This is a genomic window from Pseudomonas taiwanensis, assembly GCF_013393345.1.
GTDB classification, from domain to species: Bacteria; Pseudomonadota; Gammaproteobacteria; order Pseudomonadales; family Pseudomonadaceae; genus Metapseudomonas; species Metapseudomonas resinovorans_C.
In genome coordinates this window covers 93,224-108,231 of sequence record NZ_QJRF01000066.1, presented here as the reverse complement: position 1 = coordinate 108,231, position 15,008 = coordinate 93,224, and the positions used below count along the sequence as shown (strand labels likewise).

At 63.4% G+C, this 15,008-nt stretch carries 14 protein-coding genes; 9 read left to right on the top strand and 5 right to left on the bottom strand.

The window, feature by feature from the left end:
* Window positions 1-21 precede the first annotated feature (21 nt).
* Complete coding sequence (locus DM872_RS18315) at window positions 22-1,353, top strand: DEAD/DEAH box helicase (RefSeq protein WP_179060811.1); 1,332 nt, start codon at window positions 22-24, stop codon at window positions 1,351-1,353.
* A 3-nt stretch (window positions 1,354-1,356) separates the two neighbouring features.
* Window positions 1,357-1,644: a DUF1294 domain-containing protein gene (locus tag DM872_RS18310; protein WP_256873431.1), complete on the top strand. Its 288-nt coding sequence runs from the start codon at window positions 1,357-1,359 to the stop codon at window positions 1,642-1,644.
* A gap of 128 nt (window positions 1,645-1,772) precedes the next feature.
* Here the strand turns inward: DM872_RS18310 and DM872_RS18305 are convergent, their stop codons facing one another.
* Window positions 1,773-2,750 carry a zinc-dependent alcohol dehydrogenase family protein gene (locus DM872_RS18305; protein ID WP_179060810.1) on the bottom strand — a complete coding sequence of 326 codons (978 nt, stop codon included), beginning with the start codon at window positions 2,748-2,750 and terminating at the stop codon, window positions 1,773-1,775.
* A 239-nt stretch (window positions 2,751-2,989) separates the two neighbouring features.
* On the opposite strand from DM872_RS18305, the gene DM872_RS18300 reads away from it, so the two are divergent.
* Together DM872_RS18300 and DM872_RS18295 are read left to right on the top strand one after the other, a co-directional pair.
* Window positions 2,990-4,027 (top strand): haloacid dehalogenase-like hydrolase, encoded by a 1,038-nt coding sequence (locus DM872_RS18300; protein ID WP_218649412.1) that lies wholly within the window; start codon window positions 2,990-2,992, stop codon window positions 4,025-4,027.
* Window positions 4,028-4,197: 170 nt separating this feature from the next.
* Window positions 4,198-5,490, top strand: coding sequence for a phospholipase (locus DM872_RS18295; RefSeq protein ID WP_179060808.1), 1,293 nt, complete (start codon window positions 4,198-4,200; stop codon window positions 5,488-5,490).
* A 6-nt stretch (window positions 5,491-5,496) separates the two neighbouring features.
* On the opposite strand, the gene DM872_RS18290 is transcribed toward DM872_RS18295, so the two are convergent.
* Entirely contained in the window at window positions 5,497-6,600 is a 1,104-nt protein-coding gene (locus DM872_RS18290; protein WP_179060807.1) for a DUF2855 family protein, read from the bottom strand.
* A gap of 81 nt (window positions 6,601-6,681) precedes the next feature.
* Here DM872_RS18290 and DM872_RS18285 point away from each other — a divergent pair, with 81 nt between their 5' ends.
* Window positions 6,682-7,350, top strand: a complete 669-nt coding sequence (locus tag DM872_RS18285) for a TetR/AcrR family transcriptional regulator (protein WP_179060806.1) — start codon at window positions 6,682-6,684, stop codon at window positions 7,348-7,350.
* A 67-nt stretch (window positions 7,351-7,417) separates the two neighbouring features.
* Here DM872_RS18285 and DM872_RS18280 read toward each other — a convergent pair whose 3' ends face one another.
* A complete protein-coding gene (locus tag DM872_RS18280) occupies window positions 7,418-9,751 on the bottom strand; it encodes an LTA synthase family protein (protein WP_179060805.1) in 2,334 nt (777 codons plus the stop codon).
* Window positions 9,752-10,020: 269 nt separating this feature from the next.
* Between DM872_RS18280 and DM872_RS18275 the strand changes: the two genes are divergently transcribed.
* Together DM872_RS18275 and DM872_RS18270 are read left to right on the top strand one after the other, a co-directional pair.
* On the top strand, window positions 10,021-10,857 hold the full coding sequence (locus DM872_RS18275; protein WP_179060804.1) for a CvfB family protein: 837 nt from the start codon (window positions 10,021-10,023) through the stop codon (window positions 10,855-10,857).
* Between the two features lie 256 nt (window positions 10,858-11,113).
* Window positions 11,114-11,374, top strand: a complete 261-nt coding sequence (locus DM872_RS18270; RefSeq protein ID WP_179060803.1) for a DUF3509 domain-containing protein — start codon at window positions 11,114-11,116, stop codon at window positions 11,372-11,374.
* 46 nt (window positions 11,375-11,420) lie between these two features.
* Here DM872_RS18270 and DM872_RS18265 read toward each other — a convergent pair whose 3' ends face one another.
* Complete coding sequence (locus DM872_RS18265; RefSeq protein ID WP_179060802.1) at window positions 11,421-11,744, bottom strand: hypothetical protein; 324 nt, start codon at window positions 11,742-11,744, stop codon at window positions 11,421-11,423.
* 285 nt (window positions 11,745-12,029) lie between these two features.
* Here DM872_RS18265 and DM872_RS18260 point away from each other — a divergent pair, with 285 nt between their 5' ends.
* Window positions 12,030-12,944, top strand: coding sequence for a c-type cytochrome domain-containing protein (locus tag DM872_RS18260; protein WP_179060801.1), 915 nt, complete (start codon window positions 12,030-12,032; stop codon window positions 12,942-12,944).
* A gap of 34 nt (window positions 12,945-12,978) precedes the next feature.
* Here DM872_RS18260 and DM872_RS18255 read toward each other — a convergent pair whose 3' ends face one another.
* Entirely contained in the window at window positions 12,979-13,914 is a 936-nt protein-coding gene (locus DM872_RS18255; protein WP_179060800.1) for a DMT family transporter, read from the bottom strand.
* Window positions 13,915-14,041: 127 nt separating this feature from the next.
* Between DM872_RS18255 and DM872_RS18250 the strand changes: the two genes are divergently transcribed.
* Window positions 14,042-14,965, top strand: coding sequence for a LysR substrate-binding domain-containing protein (locus DM872_RS18250; protein ID WP_179060799.1), 924 nt, complete (start codon window positions 14,042-14,044; stop codon window positions 14,963-14,965).
* Window positions 14,966-15,008: the final 43 nt, after the last annotated feature.

The following is a 15,008-nucleotide window of genomic DNA, read 5'->3' as shown; positions in this document are numbered from 1 at the left end:
GCTTTCGATCGAGGTAGCCCTGTGTTTTCCCAATTCGCCCTGCACGAACGTCTGCTCAAGGCCGTTGCCGAACTCAAATTCGTCGAGCCGACTCCGGTGCAGGTGGCGGCCATTCCGCCTGCCCTGGAAGGGCGCGACCTGCGGGTGACTGCCCAGACCGGTAGCGGCAAGACCGCCGCCTTCGTCCTGCCGCTGCTCAACCGCTTGATCGGCGAGGCCAAACCGCGCGAACGCATTCGCTCGCTGATCCTGCTGCCGACCCGCGAGCTGGCCCAGCAGACCCTGAAGGAAGTGGAGCGCTTCTCCCAGTTCACCTTCATCAAGTCCTGCCTGGTTACCGGCGGTGAAGACTTCAAGGTGCAGGCCGCGATGCTGCGCAAGCTGCCGGACATCCTGATTTCGACCCCCGGCCGCCTGATCGAGCACCTCAACGCCGGCAACCTCGACCTGCGTGAAGTGGAAGTGCTGGTGCTGGACGAGGCCGACCGCATGCTCGACATGGGCTTTGCCGAAGACATGCAGCGCATCACCGAGCTGTGCAGCAACCGCGCACAGACCCTGCTGTTCTCCGCCACCACCGGCGGCAACGCCCTGCGCGAAGTGGCCAACAACGTGCTGCGCGATCCGCTGCACCTGCGCCTGAACAGCATCGACCAGCTCAGCGAAGGCACTCGCCATCAGATCATCACGGCCGACCATCCTGAGCACAAGGAACAGCTGGCGCGCTGGCTGCTGGCCAACGAGACCTACCAGAAGGCGATCATCTTCACCAACACCCGCGTCCAGGCCGATCGTCTTTACGGCCACCTGGTCGCCGGCGGCTACAAGGCCTTCGTGCTCCATGGCGACAAGGACCAGAAGGACCGCAAGCTGGCCATCGACCGCGTGAAGCAGGGCGGCACCAAGGTGCTGGTGGCGACCGATGTTGCCGCCCGCGGCCTGGATATCGAAGGCCTGGACCTGGTGATCAACTTCGACATGCCGCGTTCCGGCGACGAGTATGTACACCGCGTTGGGCGTACCGGCCGTGCCGGTGGCGAAGGCCTGGCGATCTCGCTGATCTGCCACAACGACTGGAACCTGATGTCCAGCGTCGAGCGCTACCTCAAGCAGAGCTTCGAGCGCCGGGTCATCAAGGAGCTGAAGGGCACCTACGCCGGTCCGAAGAAGGTCAAGGCATCTGGCAAGGCCGCCGGCGTCAAGAAGAAAAAGACCGACAAGAAGGGTGACAAGAAGGCGCCAGCCAAGGCCGCCGCACCCAAGCGCAAACCGAGCAAGCCTCGCGAAGAGTCCCGCGTGGTCAGCAACGACGGTCTGGCGCCACTCAAGCGCAAGAAGCCGGCGGCGGAATAAGTCTTGTCATTCGACCTTGCCTGGCCAGTCCAGGCATTGCTCGTCATTTATATGGTGATGAGCGTGGTGTGTTTCGTTGCCTATTGGCGCGACAAGCGTTTCGCCGTGGCCGGGGCGCAACGCACTCCTGAATCACGCCTCCACCTGTATGAACTTCTTGGCGGCTGGCCCGGCGGCCTACTGGCCCAGAGACTCATCCGCCACAAGAACCGCAAGGTCGCCTACCAGGTGAAGTTCTGGCTGATTGTGGCCGTGCATCTGGGCGCGTTGGGGTATTGGGTTATTCGCTGATGGGGCAGGGCGGAGCTGCGGCCCGCCTGGCGAGTGAATTGGGCCTGTAGGAGCTGGCTTGCCAGCGAATGGCTCCTTTTTTCGCTAGCAAGCTAGCTCCTACAAGGTTTCTGGACCGGCGGTCGGTGTCAGGGCACCAGTACGATCTTTCCGTCGCGCTCGCCAGCGGCTGCGGCGGCAACGGCTTCCTTGATCCGGCTGATGTCGTAGGTCGCGGCAATGCGTGCCTTGAGCTTGCCGGTAGCGATCAACTGGATCAGCTCGCCGAACAACTGCATCTGCTGCTGCGGGGTCGCCTGGCGGAACCAGCGTGCCAGCCAGAAGCCTTTCAGGGTGACGTCGCGGAACACGAAGGAGCCAGGGTTCACCTGGCACGGCTCGCCACTCATGCGGCCGTAGTTCACCAGCACCCCACCTTCGGCGAGGCTGGCTGCGAGGTGATCCGTGGAAGCGCCGCCCACGGCGTCGATACCCAGTTTCACCGGTGCACCGCCGGTTGCTTCACGGACGCGCTTGGGCAGGTCGGGGCCGTCCACCAGCACCACGTCGCCGCCTTCGGCTTGCACGCCGGCCACTGCCGATTCGCGACGTACCACGTTGATGGTTTTCAGTCCGCGAATCTTTGCCAGTTGGACCAGGTAGCTGCCCACCCCCGAGTTGGCAGCGTTCTGGATCACCCAGTCGCCCGGCTGCAGGTCGACGAAGTCGCGCAGCATCAGATAGGCAGTGGGCGGGTTGACGGTGAGCATCGCCAGTTGCTGGGGATCGGCACTTGGCAGCGGGATCAGTTGCTTGGCATCGGCGACCAGATGGGTGCGCCAGGTACCGCAGCCCACCGGCAGCAGCACGGTCTGGCCGCGCTTGAGGTTCGTGACGTCAGCGGCCACTTCGAGCACTTCGCCTACGCCTTCATTGCCGCCGATGGCAGGCAGCGGCGGCAGCATGCCGTATTCCCCGGTCAGGGTGAGCACGTCGGACGGGTTGATGGGCGCCGCCAGCACCTTCACCAACGCCTGGCCGGCGGCCACGGGCGGGAGTTCCAGTTCCACGGCTTCGATCACGTCCTGGGGCACCGGGCCACGGGTCTTGTATTCGGCTTTGAGCATGACGCTTCTCCTGGCGGCTTGAGGGGAGGTTGAGTCTAGCCGCAGGCGGGCGAGGGCGACTGAATCCAGCAGTATTCCCACGGCTGATCGGATGGCGCGATGAGGACGCTGGAGGTCGTTCTGATGCTGATGCTGGCCAGGGCCTTTGCTAGGTTCGGCGGCGAAGCAGGATTCGGGGCTTCCTCACGCTCACGCCAATCATCAAAGGGAACAAGAAGATGAAGATCGCCAAGACACTGATGTCCGTCGTGCTGTCCATCGGCCTGGCCGGTATCGCCCAGGCCGCTACCGAGTTGAAGCATTGGCCGGAGCCGGCCGCCAAACAGTTGGATGCGCTGATCGCCAAGCATGCCAACCAGGGCAACTTCGCCGTGTTCGACATGGACAACACGAGTTATCGTTACGATTTGGAGGAGTCCCTGCTGCCGTTCCTGGAGATGAAGGGCGTGCTCACCCGCGAGAAGCTCGACCCCTCGCTCAAGCTGATCCCGTTCAAGGACGTCAACGGGCACAAGGAAAGCCTGAACAGCTATTACTACCGACTCTGCGAAGTGGACGACCTGGTCTGCTATCCCTGGGTCGCCCAGGTGTTCTCCGGTTTTACCCTGCGTGAGCTCAAAGGCTACGTCGACGAACTGATGGCCTATGGCAAGCCGGTCCCCGCTACCTATTACGAAGGGGATGAAGTGAAGACCATCGAGATCAATCCGCCGAAGATCTTCACCGGGCAGAAGGAGCTGATGAACAAGCTCAGCGAGAACGGCATCGAGGTGTACATCATCACCGCCGCGCTCGAAGAGCTGGTGCGCATGGTCGCCTCGGACCCCAAGTACGGCTACAACGTCAAACCGCAGAACATCATCGGCGTCACCACCCTGCTGAAGGACCGCAAGACCGGTGCCGTAACCACCAGCCGCAAGCAGATCACCGATGGCCAGTATGACGAGAAGGCCAACCTCGATCTGGAGCTGACGCCGTATCTGTGGACCCCCGCGACCTGGATGTCCGGCAAGTACGCGGCGATCCTCACCTACATCGATGAGTGGAAGAAGCCCATCCTGGCGGCTGGCGATACCCCCATCAGCGACGGCTACATGATGTTCCACGGCACCGACGTGGCCAAAGGGGGCATCAACGTGTGGGTCAACCGCAAGGCCAAGTACATGGACCAGATCACTGCCATGCAGAAGCGCAATGCCGAGGCCCAGGCCAAGCAGGGACTGCCGGTGACGGCGGACAAGAACTGGGTGGTGGTGGTGCCTGAAGAGATCCAGTAGGAAACGCCACCCGCAAAACGGCCGCCCGAGGGCGGCCGTTTCGATTCATGCACTAGAGTCATTCCTGTCGGCTTGATTGGTGAGTCTGGCTGTCCTGGCTGGACAGTGAAGCCGTGTGGCATGGCTGCTACGCTGCCGGGCCTTGCTTGAAATCCATCACGGAGTGATCGATGAAGTACCTGGCGCTCGCCCTCAGCCTGAGCCTCGTCGGCTTGCCATCCGCCGCCATGGCCTGGTCCAACCATGCCCTGGGCACCGCCCTGGCGCTGGCCAGCCTGCCGCAGGTCAAGGACGCGCCGCCCGTTCCGGTGGAGAGCCTGGAATCCTTCCTGGAAGAGGAGGGCGTGGCCCTCGAACAGTTTCTGGACGAGCAGGAGGAGTTCTTCCGGGAAACCCTCACGGACTACCCGGCCCGCCCGGACGACCTGCGTTGGATCCCGACCCACGGTGGCGACCATCGCAAGGCCTTCCTCATGGCATTGCGGGTGAACCCGGAGATCAAGCTGGCGTACTTCGTCCAGGCCCTGCCTGGCATGGATTGGAGCGCACGGACGCCGCTGGACGCGTCCGACGTGCTGGTCTTCCGCAAGCTCAGCCTGTGGCGCGAATGGCGTTTCTATCAGGTGCAGCCCGGCGAAACCTTGCCGGCCCTGGCGGTGGTCGCCAGCGCTGCGGATGAGCCGGACTACGGCCATGACATCAATCTGTTCAGCGACAACCCCGGCGAAGTCGGCGCCCGCTACAACTTCGGCAAGCAGCCCTTCGGCGATGCCCGATTCGAATACTCGTCCCAGGCGCCGTTCCACATCGGCTACTACCACGAAGACGAGATCATCTACCGGGCCGCACCGTACCTGGCGCGCACCTATCCCGAAGTGCGGGTCTACCAGTACCTCGGACTGGCACGCTTCGCCTTCGAGAGCGGCCATCCGTACTGGGGCTATCGCTTTCTCGGCTGGGGTCTGCATTACATCCAGGACCTCACCCAGCCCTATCACGCCAAGGCCTTGCCGGGGCACGGCACGCTCCGGCTGTTCTGGGTCGCCCTGAAGGCCGCGGTGGGACTGGACAGCGACAAGCTCGCAGCCATCGAGCAGGTGGCCAACCGGCATACCGAGGTGGAGCGGTACCAGGCCGACTGGCTGCGCAAGCTGCTGCGCGAAGGCAGCAACGACAACCCATTGCTGCGCGCTTATGCCGACAACCGTACCGACGCTGATTACCCGACATTCGACGGGGAGTCCCTGCGGTTGGTGGTGTCCCAGGAGTCCTACGATGCCGCCGATGATTTCGACGAGCGCATCGCGAACTGGCTGGCGGGTGGTCAGCCCCAGGTCGGCTTCAGCCAGGGCAACCAGCTCGCGCCGTTGCCAGAGGATGTCCAGCTCAATCAGATACTGGTGCGACTGATCCGCCACTTCGGCGCGCACAGCCGCAACGCCACCCGCTCGACCTTGCCCTGATCCGCCTCAGAGGCGGATCACATGGCCCTCGTCTGCGGCTACCCGGCCATGGAACAGGTTGACGACCAGCTCCTGTGCCGCTTCGAACCCCAGGCCTTCCTTCACCGTTAGCCAGGGGCGGGGTGGGCGGCTGACTTGCTGGTAGAAGTCCAGCAACCCCTCGCCGATATGCCTGCTGACCTGTTCCGGCCCCCATTCGGCATTGCGCTTGCGGATCTGGATCGGCGCGAAGAAGAACTCCGGCTGCGGGCCGACGGGGCAGCTCAGCGCGTTGGCTTCCGGCGTTTGCGCGGAGCCGGCGAAGCAGCTGTACACCAGGTTCGGACCAAAGTGCCGGTGTATGCGGGTACGCAGTGCGAGGTCGCCGGAAAAGTCGACGTAGAGGGTGGGCAGGTCAGTCGCCAGGCTTTCCAGCTGGTCATAGGTGCAGCTCTGCTGGTAGCAGCCGAGGCCGTCGACGAAGTCGCTGTTGCGGGAAGATGTCATGGCGACCAGATGACGCCCTGCCTGGCGTCCGAGGCAGGCGGCGGTGCCATAGGCAGTCTTGCTGGAGGCGCTGGAGAACACCACCTGGTGGGCGCCGAACAGGTCGTTGTCGTCGAGGAAGTCCGCCAGCATGGACGAGGTCAGGAACAGCGGTTTGAGCAGGATCTGCAGCGCCTCGGTGTCGGGGCTGTAGTAGCTGTCCCAACTGCAGCGCGTGTACTGGTTGTAGGCCGAGGTGAGGGTCCGGCGGTGTTCCGCGCCATCATAGAAGCCCCGCGGCGTGACCCGCTCCGGTTGCATACGGACATGGCTGGCGATGGGGAAGTAACCGTAGAAACGCTCGCCGATCTCGATGCCCGCTACTCTCGAATCGAGCACGTCGGCAAAGCCCCACACCGGCATATGACCCCAGCCTTCTTCGTGCGTGGGGAAGAAATGCCAGTACTGCATGGAGTCGCCGAAGGCGGCGTAGGTGATGTTGTTGGTGGTGAGGGAGAAGAGGTCCAGGCGCAGGACGATCTCCCCTTCGGCCGCTCCCAGGCTTTCTTCCTGTCGCACCAGGCGGGTCTGATCAAGGGCGCTCTTGCGGGTGAACAGGCGTGATACTGTGCTGCGATTCGACATTTCCGGCTCCAGTTCTGGTGGGGTTGGAACAGGCTAGCAAGAGCCCTTTCAGCTCGGGTTCGGAAACCGCAAGAGAGATCCATGGAGTCCGCAAAGCCCCGCAACAAGCCCCTCAAGCGGCCCTCACAGGCCCGCGCCCGATTCACCGTGGAGGCCATCTACGAAGCCTTCGTTCGGATTCTTCGCCAGCGCGGCTGGAACGGCGTGACTACCCGCGCCGTCGCCCTGGAAACCGGCGTTGCCGTGGGCACGCTCTACGATTACTTCCCCAGCAAGGAAGCCCTGCTGTCCGGCTATATCCGCCATCAGCTCGACCTGCTCCTGCAACGTCTGGAGCGCGAAGTGGTGCTGGCGACGGGCGTCGATTGGCAGACCCGTGTACGCCGTCTGGTGCGGCTCTCCTGCGGCCATTCGCAGGAGCAGGCGAGGCCCTTCTTCGATAACGAGTTGATGGAGCTGGAGCGCCTCATCGCCGAACCCTGGCACCACCAGCGGGTGTACCAGGAGGTGGCGGGCAAGTGGCGCGAAGCAGTGGCCGCCTGTTCCGATATGCCGCGCCAGCCGCGTCCGGAAAGCATTGATGCACTGTTCGTAGCCGTATGGGGCGGGCGCCGTTATGGACTCACCGCGCAGCTGACGGCACAGCAGGTAGAGGCCTGGCTGCTGGAGATGGAAGAGCTTTGCTGCGCGCGCATCCTGATGGAAACGGCGCGCGCCGAGTCCGAGAGGGCGCCACAGGTCTCGACCTGAACCCAAAGGAGCAAGACGAAAGAAAGGCGGCCAAGCCGCCCTTCTTGTGTGAGCTCAATCCCGCCGCTCAGTGATACTGCTGCAACCGCAGTTCGGTGCTTTCCGGCAGCACGGCGCGCTCTTCGCCCGGATTCTCCAGTTCACTCTCCATGGCATCTTGTTGGCGCGCCAGCAGGCCGAAGAGGGTGGTAATGGGGTGCAGCGGGCGCTTCTGAGCAACCTGGCCATTATTGTCGACGGCCTGGGTGGGCGGCGGCAGCGGTTCGGTACTGACCCGGAAGTCGCTGATCTCGATCACCCCTCGGCCTTCGGCCAGGAGGTGGAAGGAGAAGGCCTTGCGCGCTTCGGGGTTGTCGAAGGCGAATTTGACCTTGAGCGGCTTGCCCTGTTTCAGCAGCGGCATCTCCGGAATCGGCAGTGTCACATCACGCTCGAACTCCTTGGCTTTCAAGCGCAACTGAGCGCCTTGCTTGTCCATGCGCACGACCTTGATGGTCATTTGCACGCTGGTCCGGCTGTCCTTCGGCAGTTCCATGTATTGGGCGCCGATCAGATTGTCGGCCCAGTCATCCTTGGCCTTCTCTTTCAGGCGAATGCGCTCGCGGGTGGCGAACTGGTATTCCTGGCCGAGGTTGCCGCCTTGCAGCGACTGGTCGATCAACGCTGCGCGCTGGGACACCAGGCGGGCCTTCTTGCCGCTGAAGCTACCCTGGTAGCGGGCCTCGTCGGCGATGAAACCCTCGCTCTGGTAGCGCCGGCAGACCTGGCGGAAGTCGCACTCGGTGAAGGTCTGCTTGCCGTCGTGGTAGCGCAGCTTGCCGTTGGTGTAGGACATGATCTCTCGGCCCGTTTCGTAGTCGCGGAACAGTGAGCGGCCGGACAGGTTCTGCGGCACCCGGTAGCCGAAGTAGTCGAGTATCGAGGCGGTCAGGTCGACATGGCCGTAGACACCGCTCTTGATCGGCGGCAGTGAGGCCTGCTCGGGAGCCAGCACCAGGTTGAAGCCCCACGCCGAGGCGAGGCGAACGTTCTCGATGCCGTGGGATTCATCGGAGGTGACGATCACCAGGGTGTTCTTCAGGACGCCCTGTTTCTCCAGGCCGGTGAGGAAGGCATCCACCGCGTCGTCCAGGTAGGCGATAGCCGCCTTCTTGGAGTCCGGATAGCGCATCAGGTATTCGACCGGGGCGGAGTAGGGCTGGTGGGTACCGACGGTGAGGAGGGTGAGCATCCACGGCTTCTTCTGCTGGCGCAGTTGCTTCACATAGGTCTGCGCGCCTTCGAAGAAGGACTTGTCATCCATCCCCCAGGGGAATTCCAGATAGGCCTTGTTGCGGAACCAGTCGCGTCCACGGGTCTTGTCGAAGCCCATCTGCGGCATGATCTTGTCTTTGGCCATGAAGCGCAGCCCGGCGCCCTGGAGGAAGTGGGTACTGAAGCCGTGCTGGTGCATTTGCGCAGGCAGGCAGGCCTTGGCGCGGGCGGGGTTGTTCAGCAATTCCAGGCCCTTGGGCGTGCCCGAGTCCAGCTTGCTGTAGTCACCGCAAAGCATGGCGTACAGGCCGCGGATGGTCTGGTGACTGTGCAGCACGTAGTCCGGCGTGGTCATGGCGCGCTCGGCCCAGGCGCTGAGCTTGGGCATCAGCGAATCCTGGTAGCTGCTGTTGATCGCGGCGCGGTTGGCAGCGATGTAGGCACCGGGGATGCCTTCCAGGGTGATCACCAGGACGTTGCGTGCACGGCCGGGGCCGGCGAGCAGCGGCGTGCCGTCGAGGTCCAGGCGCGCCAGTCCGGCGATGTCCGGTGGAACCTCGGGTTTGTCGCCATCGAGCCAATCCTCGACGGCCAACTGGCCGACATTCACGGCGCTGGCCATCAGCTTGTGCGGCAGGTTGAATTGTTGCCACTGGTCGGCGTCGCTGGGCTGCACGGATTGCAGGGTGACGTGCCCCATCAGCAAGGCGGCTGGCGTGGCGAACCACTTCCAGTTCAGCGGACGGTGCCGGCGCCGCCAGCACAACAGGCAGGCCAGCAGGCTGGCACCCAGCGCCAGGCCCAGGTACGGGTGGGTGATGCCGCCACCCTGGGTCGAGTGGCTGACGAACTGCGGGTCGAGCAGGTATTTGAGGTCACTGGTTTCAGGCATGCGCCCCACGGCGCCGATCAGCTCGGCGTTGCCGAGGATCATCAAGCTCCACAGCAGCATCAGCGGAAGTGCCAGCAGCAGCGAGCGGCCGTACAGCAGCACAATCAGGAAACTGCCGAATGCGAGGTCGGAGAGGTAGCCGAAGGGATTGGACCAGCCCAGCCAGTAGCGGCTGGCGATGGGAATCGCCAGGAAAAGCACGCCAAGTGTTGCGAGCGAAAGGGACTGCGACAGCCAACGGCTGAATGGGCGCACAGGAACTCCTGAGATGTGACAGTGAGAATCCATCGATTGATGCCGGAATACATGGATCGCGCTTGCGAGGACATGATTCTGAAACATCGTTGTGCTAGCGACCAGTAGACAGTTTTGCAGAATGAAAATTCAGGAAGTCCTTTACAACGCATCGGGCGATGAAAGGCGGTTTTCCCGAGCTTCGTGGTGGCTGCTCCAGGCTGCGGCACTCGTGGTCCACAGGGCAGCCAGCAGGTAGAATGCCGCCTCGACTTACAGAGGTTGCGAAGATGGCACTTATCGGGCGTTTCAATTCACTTCAGGTGGCCAAGCACACCGACTTCGGGCTGTACCTGGATGGCGGCCCGGACGGCGAAATCCTCCTGCCCAAACGCTACGTGCCCAAGGACCAACCCACCGAGGTGGGCGACTGGCTGAATGTCTTCCTCTATCTGGACAGCGAAGACCGCCCGGTGGCGACCACCCTCAAGCCCAAGGTGCAGGTTGGCGGTTTCGCCAGCCTCAAGGTGGTGGAGATCAATCGCGTCGGCCTGTTCCTCGACTGGGGCCTGCCCAAGGACCTGCTGCTGCCCCACTCGGAAGAGAAGCGCCCCCTGCAAGTCGGCGACTACGTCGTGGTGCACGTCTACCTCGATAAACGTACCCGCCGCGTCACCGCCACCGCGCGCCTGGATCGCTACCTGGACACCACGCCGCCCCACTACAAGCCGGGCCAGGAAGTGGACCTGCTGGTGGTGGAGAAGACCGATCTGGGTTTCAAGGCCATCATCGATGGCAAGCACTGGGGCCTGCTGCACAAGAACGAGGTCTTCAAGTTCGTGCGCAACGGCATGCGTGAAAAGGGCTACATCAGGGAGATTCGCCCGGATGGCAAGATCAGCCTGACCTTGCAACCGGTAGGGGTGGAGGCTGTCAGCGGCCTGGGTGAGCAGATCATCGCGGCATTGCGCGCTGAAGGCGGAGTGCTGAAGCTTTCCGACAAGAGCCCGCCGGAACTGATCAGCCAGCGCTTCGGCGCCAGCAAGGGCAATTTCAAGAAGGCTATCGGTGGCCTCTACAAGCAGGGTCTGATCCGCATCGAAGACGATCGCATCGAGTTGCTCTGAATTACGCGAAGGCCGCGCACACCGCGGCCTTGAATACAAAACCCCCGCTCCGGAGTTCGCTCCTGCCGGGGGTTTTGCATTTCAAAGGTCTTGCAAGTTGCACGCTTCTCATCCCCCGGATCGTGCGCAATGCATGGAAAAAACTGTTCAAAGATTTTGCAACCGACTGATTTATTTGGCGTTTCCGTTGTCATAGCGCTGGCATGCACGCTGCAAAGTGGGGTGCAGGAGCAATCATTTTTCTGGGAGAGAAGACATGGATCTGGATTTTGACAAGCTGATCGGCGCCTTTCCGGAATACGAATTGAGCACCAAGCCTCGACCCGATGGGGGCTTCGTGCTGACGCTCGAGCGCGAGGGGAAATTCTTCCAGCGCGTGGTGGCGGCGACGGCGCAACTGGATTGGCTGGTCAGCACGCTCCAGCGCGACCTGGCGCTGGAGCACGGCGAGGTTCCGCCGGTGGAGTCACTGAAGGTACTTCATGGAAAGCCCTTGCCGCGCTATCTGCGCGCCTGAGGCCGGTAGGCCGCGACAGGGCAGTCGCGGCCGAAATCGCCAGGGATCAGGTCTCGACTCCGGAGGGTGGCAGCATGGCGTCGTCTTCCTGGCCCTCATGCTTGTTCGATGGCGCGCGCGGTTGCTCGTCGCGGGCTTCGTCCTTTTTCGGTTCACCCAGCAGTTCCTTGGCCGAAGCCTGGGCTTCGTCCACTTGCTTGTTCAATTCGTTTACCGCTTCGCCGATGGCTTCCCGGGCGATTTCCTGGGCGGCCGCCTCGGCTTTCTCCGCCAGTTTGTTGGCCGATTCCTCGGCCAGGTCGCAGCCGGCGAGGCTGGCCAGCAGGCCGGCGCCAAGCAGCAGGGCGGTGAGGCGGGGGGCAGGTTTCATGCGATGTTTCTCCAGTTGCGACACGCGGCCGCCATCATTGCCTACGGCAAGCTCTGAGGAAACCAGCCAATCAGGCAAATCTGTATACGGACGTTTCTGACCTTTCGCGCAGCAGAAAGCCCCGGGGTCCACAGCGGCGACTGAATAGAGCCCGGGGCTTGGGGTCGGCACACGCCGGCCTCGAATAGACTGACCGGCAGATTGGGGCGGGGTTCCGCGCGACAGCGCAAAGCAGGTTGTTTTCACTAGGCTTAGCGAGGCAACCCATGCTGAGGCGCGGTCGAAATGAGCAAGGTCCCGAGGCTGGTCACACTCTGCTCGCTGATGCTGGCGTCGGCCTTTGCGCTGGCGCAGGACGTCAGCTTCGACGATATCCAGCCGATCCTGCAGGCGCGCTGCGTGATGTGTCATACCGGCGATGCGGCGCCACTCGGTCTACGCCTGACAAGCCTGGACGAACTGCTCAAGGGCAGTAGCATACGCCGAGTGGTGGTCAGCGGTGATCCTGCGGGCAGCGAGCTTGTCCGGCGCCTCAAGGGACAAAGTCAGCCGCGCATGCCGATGACCGGGCCACCCTTCCTGAGTGATGCCGAGATCGGCCTGGTCGAGGACTGGATAGCCGGTGGATTGCAGCCCGGCACCCGACCAGCGGATGCCATCCTCAATCCGGCGCCATTACTGCGCCCATCTGAGGGGCAGCCAGTGACCTACGAGCATGTGGCGCCGATCTTCGCCAGCCGTTGCGTCAAATGTCATTCCGCCTACGGCCTGATGGGCTCGGCTCCGGAAGGCCTGCTGTTGAACTCCTACGCCGCCATCCTCGATCGCCATGAACGCGTGCGCGTGGTGCCCGGTGCTTCGGGCGCCAGTGAGCTGGTGCGGCGCATTCGAGGCCAGTCGCAGCCGCAGATGCCCTATGACGGGCCGCCCTTTCTCAGCGATGAGGAAGTCCAGTTGATCGTCGACTGGATCGATCAAGGTGCCCGCGATAGCAACGGCCAACCGGCACCCAGCCCAGTGGGGTCGCGGGTTCGGCTTCAGGGGGTGCTGGGGGAGGGTTGGACCCTGGATTCGCTACAGCTGGTGATCGGCCCCGGCACCCGGATCGACAAATCGCCTGGCGTCGGGGACGTCGTGGAAGTGCGCGGGCGCTGGGGGCAGGACGGGCGGGTGCTGGTCGATCGTATCCGTCGGCGCTGATCACCGTCTCCCAATTGCGTTACCCCTCGATCGATCAGGCCTCGGAAGGCGTCGATAACTTGCGCTGCCGGCGACCGCGCAGCAGCTCCGCTCCGCTGACCAGCACGATGCCGCCCAGCACCAGGGTGGCGCCGATGGCAAAGGACAGGTCGATCGTTTCTCCCAGTACCAGCACGCCGAAGGTCACGCCGAACAGGGGAGTCATGAAGGACAGCACCGACAGACGGGTGGCCAGGTAGCGCCGCAGCAGCCAGAACCAGGCGAGGTAGCTGATGAGCGCGATTACCACCACCTGGAAGGCCAGGCTGATGACTGCCTTCTCGGTCAGTTGCATGTCGGTCTTGCCGGTGCTGAAGGCCACGACGGTAAGCAGCAGGACTGCGCCGAACAACTGATAGAAGAGGGTTTTCACCGGGTTGGCCTCGGACAGCGACGAACCACGGATCACCAGGGTCGTGGCACCCCAGGCTGCGGCGCCGCACAGGGCATAGGCATCGCCCAGCAGTACGTTGCCGGGTGCGTCGGAGGGCTGGCCGAGGAACGCGGTGGCAATGCCGCCGAACGCCACCATGACACCGAGCCATTGCACAGGGGAGAGGCGTTCCTCCGGCAGCATGAGGTGCAGGCCAAGGGCCGCGAACATGGGCGCGGTATAGAGGAACACCGACAGGTGCGAGGCGCTGGTGTGGTTGAGGCCTTCGCCGATGAACAGGAATTCCAGCGCGAACAACGTGCCGACGGCGATACCGGGTAGCAGGGTTCCGTCGCTGAAGGCGCCGCGACCTTCTTTCCACAACACCAGCGCGCCCAGCACCAGGGCCGCTCCGCCGGAGCGGACGGCGAGCTGCAGGATCGAAGGCACGTCGTCGATGGTCAGCTTGATCGCCACCTGCTGGAAACCCCAGCAGATGCAGAGGACGAACATCAGTCCGCAGGCGAACCAGTCCAGGGGGAGGCGGGAGGGTTTCATCGTTCGACTCGCAAGGCAGAGGGGCGCGGCAGAGGCCGCCAATGGGCGCAGGATCGGTCCTCGGGCGCCTTGCATTCAAACGATGATTTGTCATCATGCTTTGACTAGAACTCAAAGCGAACCCGCCATGCGTCTTCCTTCGCTCATCGCCTTGCGCACCTTCGAGGTCGCCGCCCGCAGCCGTAATTTCACCGAGGCCGCCCAGGAGCTTTCCGTAACGCCGGGAGCGGTGAGCCGCCAGATCCGCCTGCTGGAGAGCGAGTTGGGTGTGAGCCTGTTCGACCGCACGCGCAACACCGTCACGCTCAATGACAACGGTCATCGCCTGGCCGCCACCGTTACCCAGGCCTTCGAGTTGCTCACCCGCGGTGCCGACGAACTGCGTGGCCAGGACGAGGGCCCCATCCACATCACCTGTGCGCCGTCGATCGCCAGCCATTGGCTGATGCGTCGGCTCAACCAGTTCGCCGCCAGTAACCCGGACATTACCCTCAGCCTCGAGGCCACCGAGCAACTGGTGGACCTTGAGCGGGGCGAGGCCACCCTCGCCATCCGCTTCACCACTACCGAAACACCCATGCCCGCCAGCGAGTTGCTGTTTCTCGAAGAGTTCTTCCCCGTCTGCAGTCCGGCGTACCTGGAACAGTTCGGCCCGATACGCAAGCCGCGGGACATGCTGGGCGCGCGACTTATCCACACCCACTGGAAAAACACCGCCAATCTGCATCTGCCGAGCTGGGAAGACTGGTTCGCCACCTTTGTCGGCGAGCCGGGGCCGGTCAGGGGCGGGATGCGTTTCGGCCTGATCGGCCATGCCATCCAGGGAGCGGTGAGCGGGCAAGGGTTCGCACTGGGGTCAACGGCCCTGGCCTGCGACGACATTGCCAACGGGCGGCTGGTGCTGCCCTTCGGCGAAGAGTGCCGCCTGCCGACACCCTGGGCCTATCGGCTGGCTTGGAGCCGCCGGTTGCCACCGCCGGAAAAGGTGCGTCGCCTGATTGACTGGCTGCTGGCCGAGGCGCGAGCCAGCACCGTGCCGGATCAGGGCTGAAGGGAAGGGGTATGAAGCGGCGGATGACGCTGGGCGTTGCATC